This is a genomic window from Enterococcus sp. DIV2371, from assembly GCF_050498525.1.
GTDB classification, from domain to species: domain Bacteria; phylum Bacillota; class Bacilli; order Lactobacillales; family Enterococcaceae; genus Enterococcus_B; species Enterococcus_B mangumiae.
Genome location: NZ_JBIPAJ010000001.1, coordinates 1,001,350 through 1,022,370 on the forward strand (window position 1 = coordinate 1,001,350; position 21,021 = coordinate 1,022,370).

18 protein-coding genes, 1 pseudogene and 1 riboswitch are annotated in these 21,021 nt (G+C 39.6%); of the genes and pseudogenes, 16 read left to right on the forward strand and 3 right to left on the reverse strand.

Annotation, left to right across the window (positions count from 1 at the left end):
- Positions 1-54 precede the first annotated feature (54 nt).
- Together IGL24_RS04680 and IGL24_RS04685 are read left to right on the forward strand one after the other, a co-directional pair.
- Entirely contained in the window at positions 55-1,461 is a 1,407-nt protein-coding gene (locus tag IGL24_RS04680) for a lipopolysaccharide biosynthesis protein (RefSeq protein WP_206858217.1), read from the forward strand.
- 28 nt (positions 1,462-1,489) lie between these two features.
- Entirely contained in the window at positions 1,490-2,449 is a 960-nt protein-coding gene (locus IGL24_RS04685; RefSeq protein ID WP_206858224.1) for an NAD-dependent epimerase/dehydratase family protein, read from the forward strand.
- A 110-nt stretch (positions 2,450-2,559) separates the two neighbouring features.
- On the opposite strand, the gene IGL24_RS04690 is transcribed toward IGL24_RS04685, so the two are convergent.
- Entirely contained in the window at positions 2,560-3,714 is a 1,155-nt protein-coding gene (locus IGL24_RS04690) for a serine hydrolase domain-containing protein (RefSeq protein WP_206858226.1), read from the reverse strand.
- Positions 3,715-3,932: 218 nt separating this feature from the next.
- Here IGL24_RS04690 and mltG point away from each other — a divergent pair, with 218 nt between their 5' ends.
- The 9 genes from mltG to IGL24_RS04735 all read left to right on the forward strand — a co-directional run bounded on the left by mltG (position 3,933) and on the right by IGL24_RS04735 (position 12,513).
- The gene (gene mltG / locus IGL24_RS04695; RefSeq protein WP_206858235.1) at positions 3,933-5,108 is read left to right on the forward strand and encodes an endolytic transglycosylase MltG; all 1,176 of its coding nucleotides are present in this window, start codon (positions 3,933-3,935) and stop codon (positions 5,106-5,108) included.
- Positions 5,109-5,249: 141 nt separating this feature from the next.
- Positions 5,250-5,729 carry a transcription elongation factor GreA gene (gene greA / locus IGL24_RS04700; RefSeq protein WP_206858238.1) on the forward strand — a complete coding sequence of 160 codons (480 nt, stop codon included), beginning with the start codon at positions 5,250-5,252 and terminating at the stop codon, positions 5,727-5,729.
- A gap of 174 nt (positions 5,730-5,903) precedes the next feature.
- Entirely contained in the window at positions 5,904-6,635 is a 732-nt protein-coding gene (liaF, locus tag IGL24_RS04705; RefSeq protein WP_206858249.1) for a cell wall-active antibiotics response protein LiaF, read from the forward strand.
- Positions 6,632-7,705, forward strand: a complete 1,074-nt coding sequence (liaS, locus tag IGL24_RS04710; RefSeq protein ID WP_206858251.1) for a two-component system sensor histidine kinase LiaS — start codon at positions 6,632-6,634, stop codon at positions 7,703-7,705. The genes liaF and liaS overlap by 4 nt, the downstream gene beginning before the upstream one ends.
- Entirely contained in the window at positions 7,702-8,334 is a 633-nt protein-coding gene (locus tag IGL24_RS04715) for a response regulator transcription factor (RefSeq protein ID WP_206858255.1), read from the forward strand. The genes liaS and IGL24_RS04715 overlap by 4 nt, the downstream gene beginning before the upstream one ends.
- 122 nt (positions 8,335-8,456) lie before the next feature.
- Positions 8,457-8,631, forward strand: a riboswitch (M-box (ykoK) riboswitch).
- Positions 8,632-8,778: 147 nt separating this feature from the next.
- Positions 8,779-10,170, forward strand: coding sequence for a magnesium transporter (mgtE, locus tag IGL24_RS04720; protein ID WP_206858271.1), 1,392 nt, complete (start codon positions 8,779-8,781; stop codon positions 10,168-10,170).
- Between the two features lie 189 nt (positions 10,171-10,359).
- Positions 10,360-11,025 (forward strand): NAD-binding protein, encoded by a 666-nt coding sequence (locus tag IGL24_RS04725; RefSeq protein ID WP_207700025.1) that lies wholly within the window; start codon positions 10,360-10,362, stop codon positions 11,023-11,025.
- Between the two features lie 15 nt (positions 11,026-11,040).
- Positions 11,041-11,343 (forward strand): HesB/YadR/YfhF family protein, encoded by a 303-nt coding sequence (locus IGL24_RS04730; protein WP_206858298.1) that lies wholly within the window; start codon positions 11,041-11,043, stop codon positions 11,341-11,343.
- A 222-nt stretch (positions 11,344-11,565) separates the two neighbouring features.
- Positions 11,566-12,513 (forward strand): phosphoglycerate dehydrogenase, encoded by a 948-nt coding sequence (locus IGL24_RS04735; protein WP_207700024.1) that lies wholly within the window; start codon positions 11,566-11,568, stop codon positions 12,511-12,513.
- A 37-nt stretch (positions 12,514-12,550) separates the two neighbouring features.
- Here the strand turns inward: IGL24_RS04735 and IGL24_RS04740 are convergent, their stop codons facing one another.
- Positions 12,551-13,360, reverse strand: coding sequence for a DUF1189 domain-containing protein (locus IGL24_RS04740; RefSeq protein ID WP_206858303.1), 810 nt, complete (start codon positions 13,358-13,360; stop codon positions 12,551-12,553).
- Positions 13,361-13,548: 188 nt separating this feature from the next.
- On the opposite strand from IGL24_RS04740, the gene IGL24_RS04745 reads away from it, so the two are divergent.
- The 3 genes from IGL24_RS04745 (at position 13,549) to IGL24_RS04755 (ending at position 15,033) form a co-directional block, all read left to right on the forward strand.
- A complete protein-coding gene (locus IGL24_RS04745; RefSeq protein WP_207700023.1) occupies positions 13,549-14,022 on the forward strand; it encodes a GtrA family protein in 474 nt (157 codons plus the stop codon).
- 81 nt (positions 14,023-14,103) lie between these two features.
- A complete protein-coding gene (locus IGL24_RS04750; RefSeq protein WP_206858307.1) occupies positions 14,104-14,706 on the forward strand; it encodes a superoxide dismutase in 603 nt (200 codons plus the stop codon).
- 126 nt (positions 14,707-14,832) lie between these two features.
- On the forward strand, positions 14,833-15,033 hold the full coding sequence (locus tag IGL24_RS04755; protein ID WP_010735910.1) for a cold-shock protein: 201 nt from the start codon (positions 14,833-14,835) through the stop codon (positions 15,031-15,033).
- A 134-nt stretch (positions 15,034-15,167) separates the two neighbouring features.
- Here the strand turns inward: IGL24_RS04755 and IGL24_RS04760 are convergent, their stop codons facing one another.
- Entirely contained in the window at positions 15,168-16,562 is a 1,395-nt protein-coding gene (locus IGL24_RS04760) for a helix-turn-helix domain-containing protein (RefSeq protein ID WP_429968401.1), read from the reverse strand.
- A gap of 589 nt (positions 16,563-17,151) precedes the next feature.
- Here IGL24_RS04760 and IGL24_RS04765 point away from each other — a divergent pair.
- Positions 17,152-19,002: pseudogene (locus IGL24_RS04765) on the forward strand (adhesive domain-containing protein); the annotation flags it as partial.
- Positions 19,003-20,622: 1,620 nt separating this feature from the next.
- Positions 20,623-20,991 carry an LPXTG cell wall anchor domain-containing protein gene (locus IGL24_RS04770; RefSeq protein WP_422392107.1) on the forward strand — a complete coding sequence of 123 codons (369 nt, stop codon included), beginning with the start codon at positions 20,623-20,625 and terminating at the stop codon, positions 20,989-20,991.
- Positions 20,992-21,021: the final 30 nt, after the last annotated feature.

Consider the following 21,021-nt stretch of genomic DNA (forward strand, 5'->3'; position numbering starts at 1 on the left):
CAGTCATAGCATAAACTCAAACTCAAATTTATTCTGAAAGGTCGTATAAGAAGTATGAGTAAATACAAAAAATTAGTCGGAAATTCTTTTATATTTGCAGTAGGTAATTTAGGAAGTAAACTGATATCATTCGTATTGGTCCCGCTTTATACATATTATCTAACTACACAAGAATACGGGAAAGTTGACTTAGTAACAACGACAGTCAGCTTGATGATCCCAATTGTATCAGGAGGAATTTCTGTCGCAGTTTTAAGATTTGCATTGGATAAAGATGTAGATAAAAAATCAGTCGTAACGAATGCGACGATCATTGCGATAATCGGTATCATTATTACAGCTTTATGTTATCCATTAATGGCAATGACTGGTGCTTTTGATCAGATACTTCTAGCTTTTATGTTTTTGCTAGCGTTTCAAGTATTTACACAAATCATTGCACAGTTTGCCAGAGGAAATGGCCAAGTACGTATTTTCGCTTTTAATGGGATGATCAAGACATTAGCAATCGGATTATTGAACATCTACTTCCTTGTAGTGCTAAAAATGGGATTGAATGGGTATTTGATATCATTGATACTTGCAGAAATAATCTCATTCATCTATTTAGCAGTGACTACTCCATATTTCAAAGATTTTTCCGTTAAGCTTATTAATAAATCATTTATGAAAGAAATGCTGATTTTCTCGATTCCGACTATTCCTAACGACGTGTTATGGTGGTTTGTAAATAGTGCGAGTCGATACTTTATTTTGTATTTTCTAGGAGTCAGTGCGAATGGTATCTATGCTGTCGCTAATAAAATACCTTCAGTTATCTCTATGATGCAATCTGTCTTTTCACAAGCATGGCAAATTTCCCTTGTGGATGAACGAGACTCAGAGTCTCGTGGAGAATTTCATGCAAACATATTTAAGTATTACTCATTTTTACTGTTTTTCACCGCTTCATCAATCATGGTGATTTTAAAGTGGATTTTAGGTAATTTAGTCCAAAGTTCATTTTTCATCAGTTGGCAAGTTACGCCATTCCTATTGATTTCTGCTATTTACTCTGGGTTTATTGGTTTTTACGGACAGTTTTATATTGCAGAAAAGAAAACAAAGGGATTAATGAATACTTCGTTGATCTCCGGGTTACTGAGTGTCATTCTTAATTTCCTATTTATTTCATCTTTTGGCTTGATAGGTGTCGGATTTGCTTCAATGATCAGCTTATTTGTTGGTTGGATGATTCGAATTTATGATACAAGCAAATTCATCACTGTAAAAATAAATGTATGGAATATCGTGGTCAATCATGTAGTTTTAGCTGCTCAAGTGGCATTGATCTTTTTATTTGATGGTTTGTTGTTGATTGGATTAGAATTGATTTGCTTAATTGCTTTATTATTTGTTAATATGGACATCGTAAAAGGTCTTTTAAAGACGGCTAAACGCATTGTGCATTCAAGAAAATAAACTATCAGAAATAGAGGAGTGAGTTCAAGTGAATTCTATTTTAGTAACAGGAGGAGCCGGCTTCATCGGTTCTACACTAGCCAATCATTTGAGTGAAAATAATAAAGTGGTTGTCATTGACGATCTATCTATGGGAAATAAAGAAAATCTTGATTTCACTAAAAACATTGCCTTTGTTGAAGGCGACGTAGCTGATGAAAAAACAATGGAAGAACTATTAAGCACGCAACAATTTGATTATATCTTCCATTTAGCAGCTGTAGCCAGTGTCGCGGATTCTGTTGAACGTCCATTGGAAACGCATCGAGTGAATTTTGATAGCGTCTTGATGTTGTTGGAATTGATCCGTAAATATCAACCAAATTTAAAACGGATCGTCTTTAGTTCCTCCGCAGCTGTCTATGGAGATGAGCCAACACTACCGAAAAAAGAAGAATCAGTCATTCGTCCGTTGACACCTTATGCCATCGATAAGTTTGCTGCAGAACAATATGTATTAGATTATTGTCATCTGTATAATGTGCCAGGAACTGCGGTACGTTTCTTCAATGTATATGGACCAAATCAAAATCCAAATTCACCATATAGTGGTGTGATCTCGATTTTAGTTGACCGCTACAAAAAGCAACTGGCTGGTGAAAAAGCGTCATTTACTTTATTCGGAGATGGCAGTCAATCAAGAGATTTTGTCTACGTAGAAGATGTCGTGCAAGCTTTGTTACTTGTTTCAAAAGAAGAAAAAGCATTAGGACAACAATTCAATGTTGGAACTGGGAAGAGTACAACGCTACTAGAATTGATCCAGACGATCGATCAAATTCTTGAAGTAGAATTATTGTTAGACTATCAAGAGGAACGAGCAGGAGATATCCACGATTCTTTAGCCGATATCACGAAATTATCAGGACTGGGTTATCATCCTGAACACGGTATACTGGATGGCATGAGAAAATATTTAGCTACAGAGATCAACTCAATTGAAGCATAAAACGTAACAGTTTAACGAATGAAATGAATAGAACCTTGTATCAAGAAACGCTGATTGATATAAGGTTCTATTCGTTCTTATTTCACTATGATTGATGATACTTAAATAGGCTATTCATTATTTCCCATCAATTTACAAATTTGATCTCTTAGATCGGTGGCGGTTGTTTTATATTTTTTATCTGCTTGGATATTACTTTCCATCACGACCGCGTCAGACGTATCTTTTTTCATTGCTAATACAGCATGGAAACGATTGATGTTTCCTTGCGCAAATATCGTATCCTTTGCACTATAGACTCCGCCATTATAGGGACGCCCACTCGAGTTCTCTCCCCAAAGAGAAAAGAGCAAGTCTTTCGGGATCAATTTCCCTTTTAATACTTTTGTAAAAAATTCATTTAAATCATAGACAGACATACTGATATTCCCAGTGCCTAATTCATTGCGAATATCTGTCTCTGATTCAGTCAAAGCTTGATGATAATCATCGTCTGGACTCATTTGATAAGAGACCGCATGTTCTGAAGTGTTTTTGACTTGATCATAAAAAGAGGTTTGTTTTAGCTGTAAAGGAGTAATCAGTTCATCATAGATCAGCTTTTCATATGGTTGATGAGTCAGTTTTATCAAAATACCTGTTAATAAAGTGAAATTCAAAGGTTCATATTTATACGTTTGGTCATTGGTATATTCGAGATGATTCAAAGCGAATTGAATCACCTCTTGGTCATTCATCGGTACGGTCGGCGAAGCGGTTCTTTTTAATCCTGACCGCATGTATAGTAAATCTTTGATCGTGATTTTTTTACTACCATTGATTTGAGGATAAAATTCAGCTAACTTCGTATCTAAAGAAAGCTTTCCACTATTCACTTGTTTTAAAATCAGCAGAGCAGTCATCGCTTTTTGGATCGAACCGATTTGATAGTACAAAGAGGGAGTATTAGGTTGCTGTGCTTCTTCGTTAGCGTATCCATAGCCCTTTTCCAGAATCACTCGATCGTTTTTACGAATGTAGACAGATCCAACGTATTTATTTTTTTGTAATAATTGATCGATCTGATCAGCAAGCGCTTGTTCGTTATCAGTCAAATCAAGTGAATCATTCGTCACTTGAATCGTAGCTGATACTTTCGCTTGGATTTTTTCATAGACAGTCCACGAAATGATTCCAATAGTGATGACTAAAACAAATAGGCATATTTTTTGGGGAAAGGAAAATAAAGTAGTTCTTTTTCTTTCCACGTGTTTTCTTTTTTTCAAATGTATCAATCCTCTCTTTTGTAAGAGCTTATTGATGAAAATAAGCAGATTACTGTTATTTTGTGAATAAAAATCGTTTTATTTTTTTATTTTAAGTCGAATCGAGTTGATTTACTACTTACAATTTTGACATAAGAATTGTTAAAAATAATTCACCTCTGCCTAAATTTCATGTATAATGAATAAAGTTATGAAGTTGATAGTAAGGAGGAGTTGTTTTGTCAGAAAACAAACAACATCCAGATGAGAAGAAACGAAGACAAAAGGATGCAACTGATTCGACAGATGTAGTCAGTAAACGAAAAGACCTGCGTAAAAAAGAAGATAAAATCGTAGGAAAGATAATTTTAGTGATTGCGCTTACGTTGCTAATTATTGGATGTGTATTTGGTTTTACGGTATATCGCTATATCGATAGTGGATTAAAACCTTTAGATTCAAACAATGATCAATTGGTTTCGATCGAAATACCTAGCGGCTCTTCAAATAAGCAAATTGGAGAGATTTTAGAACAAGACCAGATCATCAAAAGCGGTATCGTATTTAATTATTATACAAAATTTAAGAATATGACTGGCTTCCAGGCTGGCTTTTATCAACTGGCGCCGAACATGACATTAGATGAAATAGGGAAACAGCTCCAAGAAGGTGGCACATCCGAACCAACGGAAGTAGCAGATGGGAAGATCACGATACCTGAAGGGATCGATGCAGAACAGATTGCAGAACGTGTTGCTAAGGTCACTGGTAAAGATAAACAAGAGTTTTTGGATCTGTTAAAAAACGAATCATTTTTCAATGAGTTGACTCAAAAATTCCCAGAACTATTAGAAAGTGCAGCGAAAGCAGAAAATGCTAAATATCGCTTAGAAGGATATTTATTCCCTGCGACCTATGATTACTATAAAGATATGTCACTCAAAGACTTGATCATCCAAATGGTCAATAAAACAAATACAGTGTTGCAGCCTTATTTCTCAACCATCAAACAGCAAAACCATACTGTTCAAGAAGTGTTGACACTTGCTTCATTGGTCGAAAAAGAAGGGGTATCTGAATCAGATCGTAAAAATATCGCAAGAGTATTCTATAACCGGATCGATATCGGGATGCCATTACAATCAGATATTTCTATTCTATATGCGTTGGGCGAACACAAAGAATTTGTGACGTATGAAGATACAGCTGTTGATTCGCCTTATAATCTTTATACGAATACGGGCTATGGACCAGGGCCATTCAACAGTCCGAGTGAAGCAGCTATCCAAGCAGTGATCGAACCAGCAGAAAACGACTATTATTATTTTGTTGCAGATATCACTACAGGTGAGGTTTATTTTGCAAAGACCTATGAAGAGCATATGGAGTTAGTACACAAATACGTAAATAGCTAAAAAAGAACGCTAAATAGATCTTTATTTATTTTTTAGAAAAACATTTACATTTTAGAAAAAGCATGGTAATCTTTTTTGGACTGTAGTCCGTAAAAGATTACCTTTTGCGGTATTCCATAGAATAAAGGAGAAGAGTTATACATGGCAGAAAAAGTATATCCTATGACGCTTGAAGGAAAAGCGAAATTAGAACAAGAATTAGAAGAATTAAAAACAGTTAAACGGGGAGAGATCATTGAACGAATCAAAATCGCCCGTGGCTTTGGTGATTTATCTGAGAACTCAGAATATGAGGCAGCAAAAGATGAGCAAGCCTTTGTAGAAGGACGCATCACAACAATCGAGAATATGATCCGTTTTGCACAGATCATTGATAACGATGGCGTCGATTCAGACGAAGTGTCTATTGGTAAAACAGTGACCTTCATCGAATTGCCAGATGGCGAAGAAGAAGAATACACGATCGTAGGAAGTGCCGAAGCAGATCCATTCTCAGGAAAGATCTCAAACGACTCACCAATTGCACAAGCTTTGATCGGTAAATATAAAAATGATGAAGTAACGATTTCAACACCTGGTGGCGATATGCAAGTAAAAATCGTCAAGGTCGCGCAAGCATAAGTAAATTTTCAGGCACAGATCCATGCGTCTGTCTAAACAAAAAGGTCTGGGATCATGACTCAAAGTCCCAGGCCTTTTTTGTTATAAGAAGGATATTACATCTAAAGTCCTATAGCATATCGAAACAAAAATAGGTATGATAAAAAAGAGAATGAAATAGAAAGGAAAATAGCGATGAATAGCTCTTGGCGCTTTTTTATAGTAGTAGAAGCATTACTTTTGATCTTTGCAGTTTGGCAGATCGTAAATAATGTTGAGTTATTACTATTAGTTTTATTTGGTATTTTTAATATCTATCTTGCATTGCGAAAATCACCGAGATCTGGTTTTCAAAATTTTCAATTTGTACTAGGTGGATTAGTTATTTTCTTCAGTTTGATCAACAGTCCAGCGCTATGGGTAATGGCAGTCTTTGCTGTCTTGTTCATTGGTCTTAAAGGTGTGGAGATTTCAGGCATCGATCTAACGAAAAATGCTTTTTGGCGAAAAAAGCAAATCGTGATGGTCCAAACAGAGCAATTAAAATCTCACAATAATGAACGAAAAAAACAACAATTATTTGGTAACCAACGGATCGGCAATGATGTGTATGAATGGGATGATATCAATATCTCTCTTATTTCAGGTGATACGATCATCGATTTAGGAAATACCTTATTACCTAAAGATGATAACATCGTTATTGTTAGAAAAGGCATTGGCAGAACGCGTATTTTGGTTCCTCTAGGGATTGCGATCAGTTTAGAACACGCAACGTTAGTAGGAAACGTCCAATTTGAAGAAGAACAATTCTCATTGAAGAATGAGTCGATCAAAATCTATAGCAACGATTACGATGAAAATCCACGTCGTTTGAAGATCATTACGAACACACTACTTGGGGATATTGAGGTGATTCGAGCATGATAGAGAAACTCTCTCGACCGATGTTAGCTATTTATGCTTCGATTGCCTCATTTATCGTCATTTTATTTTCGTTTTTTACTTATTTTTACGCAAGCAATCAAACTCATTTTTGGCGTACTTTGTTAAGTGCTAGAATTTTATACGTCCCATTGATATTTCACTTATTAGCGATTTCTTCAGGTGTCGGTTTGATTGTTTTTTTGATCGTTTCTATTTTACAAAAAGCACGGTATGGTAAAATCGAAGAACAATTGCGAGCACTCTCTTCTGGTAATTATGAGGCAAAAGTGTTAAACGATTCATTGCCGAGCGCATCGGACGATATATATGTCAAAGAAATTGAAAAAGAAATCACTAAGATCAAAGAAAAAATGATCGAGGTTTCAAGTGAGCTCCAAATATTGACGAGTCGTCCTCAGTATGTGGATGGACAAACGAAAGAAGAAATCTTAGAATTAGAAAGACATCGTTTAGCTCGTGAATTACATGATTCGGTTTCCCAGCAATTATTTGCAGCCATGATGATGATGTCTGCGTTGACAGAACAGGCTGAAAAAAGTGATACGCCAGAAATGTTTCGTAAACAATTAAGGATGGTAGCGGATATCATCAATGCTTCACAGTCAGAGATGCGTGCGTTGCTTCTTCACTTGCGTCCAGTCAATCTTGAAGAAAAGAGTTTGAAGCAAGGAATCGAACAACTATTGAAAGAATTACAAAACAAGATCCAGATTGCATTGAAATGGGATGTTGAAGATATTTCGTTATCTGTTTCCATCGAAGATCATCTTTTCCGGATCGTGCAAGAACTACTTTCCAATACATTACGACATGCGAAAGCAAATGAGCTAGAAGTCTATCTGCATAAGATCGATAACAATCTTTTATTGCGAGTGATCGATGACGGTACGGGCTTTAACATGAATGAAACAAAAACCGGTAGCTATGGTCTAAATAATATTCGAGAACGTGTAGCGGGTATTGGTGGAACAGTAAAAATCATTAGTTTTAAAGGACAAGGGACAAGCGTAGAAATCAAAGTTCCTTTGATGAAGGAGGCGGAAAAATGATAAAGGTATTGCTAGTCGATGATCATGAGATGGTACGCTTAGGCGTTTCTTCCTATTTGTCGATCCAAGGAGATATCGAAGTGATCGGGGAAGCTGAAGATGGACGACAAGGCTATGAAAAAGCGATGGCACTTCGCCCAGATGTGATCTTGATGGATTTAGTGATGGAAGAAATGGATGGGATCGAATCGACCAAAGCGATTTTAAAAGATTGGCCAGAAGCAAAAATCATCATCGTTACAAGTTTTATCGATGATGAAAAAGTATATCCAGCCATTGAAGCTGGTGCCACAGGTTATTTACTCAAAACATCCACAGCGCATGAGATCGCTGATGCGATTCGCGCGACCCAAAGAGGGGAACGTGTACTTGAACCTGAAGTAACTACTAAAATGATGGAAAAAATGAGTCGACGCAATGAGCCGATCTTGCATGATGATTTAACCAATCGTGAAAATGAGATTCTTATGTTGATCTCTGAAGGAAAAAGCAATCAGGAAATTGCCGATGAATTGTTTATTACTTTAAAAACGGTCAAGACACATGTATCTAATATCTTGGCCAAGTTAGAAGTAGAAGATCGCACGCAAGCGGCAATTTATGCGTTCAAACACGGATTAGTAAAGTAAAAGTATAGATGAAATCAGCGGAACTTTACTTTCTGGGAAATTGATTAGCTATATTTGAGATTATTTTATCAAATGCTAATCCTCTTATTGACAAAAACCAATTTTACCTGTAGGGTTTAATTATAAAAACTTGTTAGGTGAGGCTCCTAAAAGAACACAGGCTACTGCCCTTAAACGTCGAGAGACGCCACAGGGTATAACAGGCAACGTCGGCTTAAGGCGTGCTTAACGTAGCTATCTGGATGATATTCCAGAATTACGTCTTTTAGTGCTAAAGCTCAGACGAGAAGTTCGTTCAGGTAAACACTAGAACCACAATGATGGGATCTTATGAGACGGCTTCTTTTGGAGGCCGTCTTTTTATGTATTCTATGTTTTCCCAGACGAATCCATCTATCCAACAAGTTTATATCGAAAAAACGATGTAACAAAGGAGAATGCGATATGAGAACATTGAATGATACAGCCAACCAGGAAACACAACTGACGATTCTTAATTATCTTGAGCAGAAAAAACTGGAAGAGTTGAAAGAGTATTTAGCAACGATCGAGAAAGTAGAATTGATCCAATTATTTGTGACATTACCTTCAAATAAACAAGTAATTGTCTTTCGGTTATTGTCAAAAGAAAAAGCGCTAGAAATCTTCGAAACATTTGAGCCAGCTGTCCAACAACATTTACTTCGTTCTTTTACAGATGAGGGCGTCATCGATTTTGTCAATGAGATGGCTCCGGATGATCGGGTAAGATTGTTTTACGAATTACCAGCAAGTGTAACTAAAAAATTATTGGCAGAGCTTTCTGAGGAAGAGCGCACAACAACGAATCTATTGATGGGCTATGAACAGGAGACAGCCGGACGGATCATGACGACTGAGTTCATCTCGATCAAAAAAGAAATGACCGTAGAAGAAGCACTGCATAAAATCAGAAGATTAGCGAAAGAAATGGAAACAATCTATATTTTGTATGTGACAGATATGGCGAAAAAAATTGAAGGTGTTCTTTCACTAAAAGATCTAGTCATTGCAGAAGGGGATCAGCTTATTGAAGAAATCATGATCAAGCATGTTGCTTATGTAACTACAGATACAGACCAAGAAGAAACTGCCCATTTACTGCAAGAGTTGGATCTGATTGCTATTCCGGTCGTCGATAAAGAGAAACGGCTAGTCGGTATCGTGACAGTAGATGACGCCATCGATGTCTTAGAACAAGAAACAACGGAGGATATCTTCAATGCAGCGGGTTTAGCAGATGTCGCCTCTGTAGAAGCCGACCGTAGTACCGTGCTGATCAATGGTAGCTTATGGCAAATCTGGAAAGTTCGTTTGCCTTTCTTAGCCATCACATTGGTTGCAGGGATGCTAGCAGGTCTAGTCATCGATGAGTTTGAACAAACGTTAGAGTCAGTTGCAGCTGTTGCTATTTTTATTCCTTTGATCATGGATATGGGAGGAAATGTTGGGACTCAGTCCTCAACGGTTTTTGTTCGTGGATTATCTTTAGGTCACATCGATCTCAATACATTTGTTAAGCACTTTTTAAAAGAAACAGGCATTGGTTTAAGTTTAGGGGTCGTCGTAGGAATCGTCTCTGGAATCGTTGCTTCTGTATGGCAAGGGATTCCATTATTAGGTGTAGCTGTGGGCATCTCACTGGTCTTTGCAATGACCTTAGCTGCTGCACTTGGCTTCTTGATCCCATTCATTTTGCTGAAATTGAATATTGATCAAGCAGCTGGTTCTGCACCGATCATCACATCGATCAAAGACATTGCTGGATTGTTCATTTATTTTGTTTCAGTCAATGTATTCTTAGGATACTTGTTGTAAAAAATCAACTGGTGATTGTCCGTACTTTTTAGAGCATAAAGAAATTAGACCCTTTGATTCATAAATAGTCATCTTCTCAACTAGGAATAAATTGAAATCATTCTTTTCTGATCGAGGCAAAGCTGGACTACTTTTGTTTTTAGAGTGGCTTTGCTATACTTGAAGCGTAATGGAAAAAGGAGGGAAAAAGTGAAACAGAATTTTGCAATCGTAGGGCTTGGTCGTTTTGGCGGCAGTATCTGTCGTACACTTGTCGAAGCTGGTCAAGAAGTATTAGCCATCGACAGCAGTGAAGACCGAGTGAATGAATATATGAATATCGCAACACACGCAGTTGTTGCGAATGCACAGGATGAAATGACCTTACGTTCTTTAGGGATCAGAAATTTTGATCATGTGATCATTGCAATTGGTGAAGATATCCAAGCAAGTATTTTAGTGACTTTGATGGTCAAAGAAATGGGTGTGCCGAATATCTTAGCCAAAGCACAAAATGAGTACCATGCCCGAGTGCTTGAAAAAATCGGGGCTGATCGAGTCGTTCATCCAGAAAGAGATATGGGAATACGGATCGCCCACAATCTCGTTTCCAAAAATATCTTGGATTATCTAGAGTTATCAGATCGCTTTTCTCTTGCGGAGATTCGCGTATCAAATCCGAAGTTTTTCAACAAAACGTTAGCCGAATTAAATTTCAGACAGCGTTTTGATTTGACTGTAGTTGCGATCCGTCGCTTCGACCGTTCCGTTGTTGTTTCACCAGCCGCAGATGAATATGTGCGAGAAAATGACAACTTACTAGTTATCGGAGAAACAGAAGATGTAGATATACTCGATGATAAAATGAATCAATAAAAAGGGGATCATCACATGCAATTAACAGTAACGGACAAAGCAAAAAAATGGTTTCAAAGTGAAGTAGATCTACCTGAAAATTACGGCATCCGTTTTTTTGGGAAAGTATACGGAAAAACAGATGTGCATGAGGGATTTTCAATCGGTATGTCTGTTGAGTCACCGGAACGTCCAATCAAAAAAGAAACGATCGATGGTCTATTATTCTTTATTGATGAAGCCGATGATTGGTTTTTCAAAGGATATGATCTGATTGTTGATTATGATCCGCAATTAGATGAACCAACGTATCATTTCCAAGAAACAACAGATATCTAAGGTGTGAAGAAACGTTCAGTCTTAAAAAAGATAAGTCTAACTAATCAAAAGGCATTTTTCAAATGCTTTCGGAGTAGTTAGGCTTTTTTTACAATCAACATAGGATCAAGTCTGTATCGTCCAATTTGATTATAGGAAAAAGTCGTTCAAGTAACGAAGTGCATCCTGCTTCAATCTTTTGCCGGTTTAAGCTAGACTGATAACTAGAGAGGATGGGGTGTGATGACAAAAAAAATTATTTATTCAGTACGTCCGTTTCGGGAAGAATTTATCGAAAAAATGAAAGAAATAGCACCTGACTATTCATTTCAAACAGAAGTAGCATCCGACGAACTTTCTGAGATAGAGGTTAGTATCGGTTGGAATCGAGAGTACCAAGAAGAAGTATTCGCTTCGGATCACTTAAAATGGGTCCAATCGATTTCTGCTGGGGTAGATAATCTTCCGTTGAATGAATTCGCGGATAAAGAGATCTTACTTTCTAATGCTAGCGGTATCCATGTAGAATCGATCAGTGAGCATGTGATGGGCATTATTTTAGGTTATTCTCGTGGTTTGTTCCAGGCCCAAAGAGCGCAGCTCAGAAAAGAATGGCTAGGTTCAGCGATCCATTACCAAGCATTGGAAGACCAGAAACTACTGATTATCGGCACTGGTCATATTGGGAAAAAATTAGCACAACATGCAAGTGTCTTTGGTTTGGAATGTATCGGAATCAATACTTCTGGACACCCAGTGGAGGGCTTCAAAGAGACATACCCACTTGATCGCTTAAAAGAAATCTTGCCGAAAGCAACGATCGTGGTGAATATTTTGCCTTTGACAGATCAAACAAAAGGTTTATTTGATGCAAAAGTATTTGAAGCGTTTGACGAAGAGGCGGTGTTCATCAATGTAGGTCGTGGTCCTTCTGTAAAAACGGCTGATTTGATCACAGCGTTAGAGCATGGAGAATTAGCTTTTGCAGCTTTAGATGTATTTGAGGAAGAACCACTTGCTGAAGACAGCCCACTATGGGAAAGAGAAGATGTCTTGATCACCTCTCACATTGCAGGTCAGACACCGCATTTCCAAACAAAGTTCATGGATATTTTTCTGAAAAACCTACAATCTTATATTGAGAACAAAGAGTTGGAAGTAAATGAAATCGACTTGAATGAAGGGTACTAAAAAAATCGCTGGAAGAGCTTCTCTTCCAGCGATTTTTTTATTGTTTTGGTAATTGCATTTTTGGCCAACCTTTGACTGCTTGAGCAAAAATGAATATGCCGGCAAATGCAATAAAGGCTGTTGTATCAAAAGCCGGTAAAAAGATCATTAGTACTGTTGCGATAACCGTTGGTAATGAAATCGCGTAGATCATCGTTTTTAGACAATCAAGAAAGGTTACTTTAGCTAAACGCAATCTTGCATAAACATACGCTGCAAAGTTTGCCATAAGTAGAGTGATGATCAAATTTAAAAAGCTAGGATAGATGGAGATCAAAAACACTAGTGCTTTGATCCAAAAAGGGATCGTTGCTTCACTTAATGTACTACGTAAACTGTCTCCGGTCAGATTTTTTAATGCGCTATTCGTATATTCGAGTTCAAATTGATTATTGTTCAGTAATGCTGAGGTCGTGCCAGAATTTGGTAAAGCTAACACTAATTTATCTTTTAAAAGGCCGACACTTAAGAAATTCCCTATCAAATCAGAAGAGATATCTTCGGGAGTGCGTTTTCCTTCTGGGTCAAAGGTAAAGATGATCGAATCTGTTTGATAAATGAACCCTTCATTTGTTGTCGAATCGATTTGTCCATCATGGATCGTAAAATCTGGTATTTCAGACGCAATTTTTTGCCCATCTGATTTGATCGTGTCTAATACTTGAAAAATTTGGTATGAAATAGGTAGTGCCATCAGTATACTTAGGCATAAGAGGTAAACTAATGATTTACCAAATGATACATTTTTAGCATTTTTAAGCTCTGTGAATCGAGCAAAAGAGCTAACGATTAATTGTTTTGTTGTCATAATTACTCCTTCTCTAGAATTGTCATCACTAGCAATTCTAGCGGAGTATGCTATGAATTACAAGAGTTCTAAAACAATCTCTCACGATAGATAAGGTTAAATTTCTATCATTCATTGTTTCCCAAAGATGAAAATTATCAGCAGATAGAGTATGATAGGAAAGAATGATATGTAAGGTAGGTAGGAAAATGAAGGTTTATGTTCAGTTTAAAAGCTATTTAGAAAGTAAAGGATATTGGGAAGTTTTTATCTATCTATTTTTTGGTGGATTAGCGACAGTTGTCAACTTTGTCAGTTACGCAATCGCGCAGCAACTCTTCCATTTATCTATGCCAGTATCAAATACGATCTCATGGATCTGTTCAGTATTATTTGCTTTTGTCACAAACAAGATTTGGGTATTCCAATCGAAATCGCCGAGTTATACGCATTTTTTTATTGAGTTTGCAAAGTTTGTTTTTTATCGCATCGTTTCATATGGCCTTGATATGGGTGCGATGTTCTTGATGATCAAAGGATTGGATATGAATGACTATGTGGCTAAGATCATTACGCAAGTATTAGTCGTATTGGCAAATTATATCTTTAGCAAATTATTTATTTTTAACAAGACAGAAATTATCGAAGAGCCAATAGAAACTAACAAAAAGTTAGAAGACTAGGCATAACAATTGAAGAATTCCCCTCACTTTGTTACTCTTTTAATGTAAAGATATCTAACAAATTTGAGGAGGAATTTTTTTATGACTTACACATTACCAGATCTACCTTATGCATTTGATGCATTGGAACCATATATCGATGAAGAAACGATGCATTTGCATCATGACAAACATCACAATACTTATGTGACAAACTTAAATGCAGCGATTGAAAAATATCCTGAACTAGGTGAAAAAACTGTGGAAGAACTGGTTTCTGACATGGATGCGATCCCTTCAGATATCAAAACTGCGGTACGTAATAATGGTGGTGGACATGCAAACCATTCATTCTTTTGGAAAATCATGGCACCAAATGCTGGCGGCGAGCCAACAGGAGCAATCAAAGATGCAATCGACGAAGCATTCGGAGATTTTGCTACATTTAAAGAAGAATTCAAGAAAGCAGCAGCAGGACGTTTCGGTTCTGGTTGGGCTTGGTTAGTACTTGAAGATGGCAAACTTGCAATCACTTCTACTGCGAATCAAGATTCTCCTTTAATGGAAGGTAAAAAACCTGTCTTAGGTTTAGATGTATGGGAACATGCTTACTACTTGAAATACAAAAATGTACGCCCAGACTACATTGAAGCTTTCTGGAATGTTGTAAATTGGGATGAAGTAAACAAACATTTTGCAGGATAAAACAGCCTCTTTCCTTTATGATCGAATTTAGAAAATTAACGGGGCAATGCTTGCGAGCGTTTTCTAAATTCGGTATAATGTTTTTGCAAGGTTACTTGCAAGAACTTTTTTGGAGGCTATATATCTATGGAACACGGAACAGTAAAATGGTTCAACAATGAAAAAGGATTTGGGTTTATTACAGTAGACGGCGGAGACGATGTATTCGTACATTTCTCAGCAATCCAAGGCGATGGCTTCAAGAGCTTAGAAGAAGGCCAAGAAGTAGAATTCTCTATCGTTGAAGGTGCGCGCGGTCCTCAAGCTGCTGAAGTATCTAAATTATAAGAATTTGTTGAAGAAAAGGCTATATGTACTATAGTCATTTCAGAAGATAGAACGATGTTCTATCTTCTTTTTTTGTACTCTTTTTCCCGGGATGAGAAAAAGTAGTTCGATTGCTACAGGAAACATGAAATAGGTCATTTTTGGTAAAACATGCTTTTGATTTGTTCAATCAGTTTATGATCGACTTGGATCGTCGATGTATTAGTCAAAGTAATTGAAGGTATATCTTCTTCGAGTATCGTCAATTGAACTGTTTCATCATTTGTCCGGATAATCAAATCAGGTTGTAGCAAAAGATCATTTACGAATAAAACTTTCAAATAAAGTTTCAATTGTTCTTGTAAGGCATTTATATACATAAGCTCAATACTTAGAGGTAAGTCTGTTTCCAAAAGTATTTTTATTTCTTTATCAAAAAACGTAGGTGGAATCACAATAAATAATGCTTCGAACAGATTCCAAAGCTGTACCCATTGAAGGGAGGGTTTCTCACTCTTTAACTCTGACAACATCTGAGAAACTTTATCGTAAAATAGCGGATAGTTTTGCTGAACAGAAGTTGTTACTTCTTTTTTCTTACTAGACTTAGGGTGAAAGAAATAATCATTGATCCCATTGGCAATCAAAGTGGCATTTAGCAAGCTTCTTTTTTGATTGATTTTATGAGGACTTAACCCTATAGCTGATAGAATTTTATAAAAATGATCTTGATATTCTTTGATAGGGGTTTCATGTTTCGAATGTATTTTTATAGCAAGTAAAAGGATTTCATTCCTAAGATAAAATGAAGGACGCGTTTGTGCCCATAAAAATAGGAATTTTAATTCCTCTTCTGGAAGATCTAGAACGGAATATAAGTATTTGAGATCTTTTATTTCATCATTGAATTTTTTCCATAACTCCTCTGAAAAAGCAGGAAGCCGGTCCTTATCGATCGTATTTCCTTGAGAATAGCGGCATAAATTAATTGCTAAAATAAAACACCATTCGATCAGTTTGATTTTGTTCAATTTTTGTTTTACAAGCTTAAAACAATTCTCCATAACATAAAACACATCGTCAAAGTTAATCGTTGAAAAAGGCCAGTCGATTCCTTGGTATACTTCCCACAAAAGCGTGTAGATCATATACCGAGTGGCGTCCTCGGTTCCTGAAATAAAGATTTCCCCTCTTTTTGTTTTGAGTTGGAGATTATATTTTTTGATTAGTAAATTGATCTCGCCGATTTGTTTTCTTAGAAACGATTCACTTAGTTGATATCTTGCAGAATACTCACTTAAATTGATCGAAGAGTTGAGACAAACGGCTTTAATGATTTGAAAAATCGATGAGCTTTCAATGATCGCTACTTTCAGACGGCGATAATCTTTTTCATTACCAATGAACTGATAGTTGTTCTTTTGTTTCTGAATACATTTATTTTCTGAGAGTTCGCTAATGCGAATACAGTAATTGTTGACGGAACGTTTGTCAGATTTTGCAAAAAGTGCGAGTTCTTCTATAGAGCAGCTAGTTTCCGACTGGTACATTCTACATAAAATTTTTAGTTGGGTTTTAATATTTTTTTCCAATAATCTATAAATTTTCAAATTATTTCCCACCTCATATGTTAATAGAATAGGTAATCAATCAATCAAAAAATATTGCTATTTGATTGGTTGAAATACAAAAATAAATAATAATTTATTATTTTATATATCGTTTATGGTTAATGGAAAGGGTTTTTATTTATTATTTTAGTTATTTTAAATTTACTTTTTTAGATAATTTCGCCAATTAAATAAACAAAATTATTTAATATTTATTTATAGAATAGTATAAAATAATCAATCGAAAAAATGAAATTTTATGCAAAATATAACTTGATTTATTTTTGTTGAGAAAATTTTTTTTGATTTTCTAGTTATTTAAATTTCTATAAGAGCTTAATAATAGATTTCTTATTTATCGGTTGCTAAAATTCAAAATAACTTAAGTTGTAAGTACAGAAATGATTGAAGAAGGCGTCTTTTGATAAAAATTATTTGAGGGAGTGTTTCATTAGAAAGCATATTTTTGTGTTGATTTAATCTGTGGGGGAGAAAATGGATACGCGAATCTGCTCTAGGAGGAATAAGGATGAAGAGGGACTATAGAAAGACGATGGATCAAAAAGCACGAGCAAAGTCTCGTTCTAAAAAATCCATTTTGGTTGGTACATCGATTGCTGCCGGAATGATGTTAGGTCTTACTCCTATTTCGGTCACAACTCCGTTATTTACGATCGGTAGTCACCAAGTGCATGCCGATATTATCAGTGGACAATTATTTAATAATTTAACTACAACGAACTCAAGTGGATCGACAACAACAGCCCCATATACTCTTGAAGGGGTAACAAGAAATGTGAATTTTACGATATCTGGTAATAATGGGATCAATGTTAGTCTCTTAAATGGGAATCGACGGGCAGTATTAGCAATTCCTGAAGAAATGCAAGGGTTGGTTGCGCCAAACGGGAATGCAACCGTCCGGACAGATATTTTATTGCCTACAGATGAATTAGCTCCATTGCTCAATGCAGTGAATGGCGCAGTTACACCATTGATCCAGACAATTGGAACGTTGGTAAATGCAAATCCGTTAGCTAGTGTGAATTTGGCTCAAGTTTATCAACAATTAAACTTATTGCAAAATCTAAGTACACTGACATCTGCTGAAGTACAAATACCATTGCAGATGCAAGGTGATGAGTATATTTATGGTGAACTTGATGGCGCATTAGAAACGATAATCAGAGAGAATTTAAGTAAGATTTTAACTGATTTGAACAGCGCCGTCCAAGCATTGCAAGCCACTCCTAATAATGGTGGTATTTTGGCAAGAGTAGCTGCTACGACGATCAATACAGCACTAGCTGCTACAGTAAAACCAGTATTTAATGTTGCTTATGCTGCACTTCTTCCATTAGTGAATGTTGGCTCTTCCTTGATTGGATCAGTCGCAGATGCAAGTATCTTAGGCGGAACAACGGTGATTATCCCAACAACGATCCAAGACCCTTCATACGCGGACCTTACCGCTGCGGGTGTAGATCTTTCTGTGCCATATGAAGCAGGATTTGTAGGAACAGTCGTAAAATCTGATTTATTGAATATTAATGTTGCTTCAAATACTGACGGCTATACTCCTGTTTTTTATCAGGCAGCAGAGGTAACTGCACCGTACAACGTTGAGGTCACAGGTAATTCGACGGATGGGTATGAAGTGACAGGGATGGCTGATCCGAATGCAACAGTTAGGATCTATGACGATGCTGGAAATTTGATTGCTGAAGGTCAAGCAGATGCAACTGGAAACTTTACGATACCAATTTCTCAAGAAGATGTAGCTCCATTAGATGATATTCAGTTAATTGCTTATGACCAAGCTGATAATCCAAGTTTACCGACAGCTGCAATTATCCCTGACGATGAAGAAGCCGACGCGGATGCCGACGCCGACGCGGATGCCGATGCTGATGCTGACGCCGACGCGGATGCTGATGCTGACGCCGACGCCGATGCCGATGCTGACGCTGACGCCGATGCAGATGCCGACGCCGACGCCGACGCCGATGCCGACGCTGATGCTGATGCCGATGCTGATGCCGACGCTGATGCTGATGCCGATGCCGATGCTGACGCTGATGCTGATGCCGACGCGGATGCTGATGCGGATGCTGATGCTGATGCTGATGCCGATGCCGACGCTGATGCTGATGCCGACGCGGATGCTGACGCCGACGCAGATGCGGATGCGGATGCGGATGCGGATGCCGATGCTGACGCTGATGCTGATGCCGACGCGGATGCCGACGCGGATGCCGACGCTGATTCTGACGCCGACGCCGATGCGGATGCGGATGCCGATGCTGACGCTGATGCTGATGCCGACGCTGATGCTGATGCCGACGCTGATGCAGATGCCGACGCTGATGCCGACGCGGACGCGGATGCTGACGCGGATGCCGATGCTGATGCGGATGCTGATGCGGATGCGGATGCTGATGCCGACGCCGATGCGGACGCTGATGCCGACGCGGACGCGGATGCGGATGCCGATGCCGACGCGGATGCTGATGCAGATGCCGACGCTGATGCTGATGCTGACGCCGATGCGGATGCCGACGCCGATGCTGATGCTGATGCTGATGCGGACGCTGACGCCGATGCCGACGCCGATGCTGATGCGGACGCGGATGCCGATGCGGATGCGGATGCGGATGCCGATGCGGATGCGGATGCGGATGCTGATGCCGACGCCGATGCGGACGCGGATGCGGATGCTGATGCAGATGCAGATGCCGATGCTGATGCTGACGCCGATGCTGACGCCGATGCCGATGCCGATGCCGACGCCGATGCTGATGCGGACGCCGATGCTGATGCGGACGCCGACGCTGATGCAGATGCCGACGCTGATGCCGACGCTGATGCCGATGCCGATGCTGATGCTGATGCTGATGCTGATGCTGACGCGGATGCTGATGCTGATGCCGACGCTGACGCTGATGCTGACGCTGATGCCGATGCCGACGCCGATGCTGATGCTGATGCTGATGCGGATGCCGACGCTGACGCTGATGCCGACGCTGATGCCGACGCTGATGCCGATGCCGACGCTGATGCTGATGCTGATGCTGACGCTGATGCCGATGCTGACGCCGATGCCGACGCTGATGCCGATGCCGACGCTGATGCGGATGCGGATGCTGACGCCGACGCTGATGCTGATGCTGATGCTGATGCCGATGCCGACGCTGATGCGGATGCCGATGCCGATGCAGATGCTGATGCCGATGCGGACGCCGACGCTGACGCTGACGCCGATGCGGATGCTGATGCGGATGCTGATGCCGATGCCGATGCTGATGCCGATGCCGATGCTGACGCGGATGCGGACGCCGACGCCGATGCCGACGCCGATGCCGATGCCGACGCTGATGCCGATGCTGATGCCGATGCTGATGCGGATGCCGATGCCGACGCCGACGCTGATGCCGATGCTGACGCCGACGCTGATGCCGATGCTGATGCTGACGCTGATGCGGATGCGGACGCTGACGCCGATGCGGATGCTGATGCCGACGCCGACGCTGACGCCGATGCGGATGCTGATGCCGATGCCGATGCGGATGCCGACGCGGATGCTGACGCGGATGCGGATGCTGATGCCGATGCCGATGCTGATACCGATGCCGACGCTGATGCCGATGCCGATGCGGATGCGGACGCCGATGCTGATGCGGATGCTGATGCCGATGCCGATGCTGATGCTGATGCGGACGCCGACGCGGATGCGGATGCTGACGCGGATGCGGATGCTGATGCCGATGCCGACGCTGATGCGGATGCCGATGCGGATGCGGACGCCGATGCTGATGCTGATGCGGATGCTGATGCCGATGCCGATGCGGATGCTGATGCGGACGCCGACGCGGATGCGGATGCTGACGCGGATGCGGATGCTGATGCTGACGCCGACGCGGATGCTGATGCGGATGCCGATGCTGACGCCGATGCCGACGCGGATGCTGATGCGGATGCCGACGCCGATGGCGATCCTGGTGTGGGCGGTATTGATGGACAAAGTGGTGGTGCAGGCGGTTTAGGTGGCACAGGCGGTACAGGTGGCGCAGGTGGTATAGGCGGTTCAGGTGGAAACGGCAATGGTCCTGGTTATGGAAGTTGGGGTGATCCAGGAAATGGTTCTGATAGTGATCCAAACGGAATCTTATCTGGAACTCGTGGATCAGGAACGTATCCTTCTGGAATGTCTACTAATGGAAATAGAACAAATGCCGGACAAATGACTCCAAAAATGTATCCTAAAACAGCCGAGCATTCGTCTATCGCAACATCTTGGTTAGGCGCAATCACAGCGATGCTTTCAGGGCTTGGTATCTGGAAATCTAGAAAAAACAAAGAAAAAGAATAACTACCATGAGTTAGAAATAAGCTATGGCAA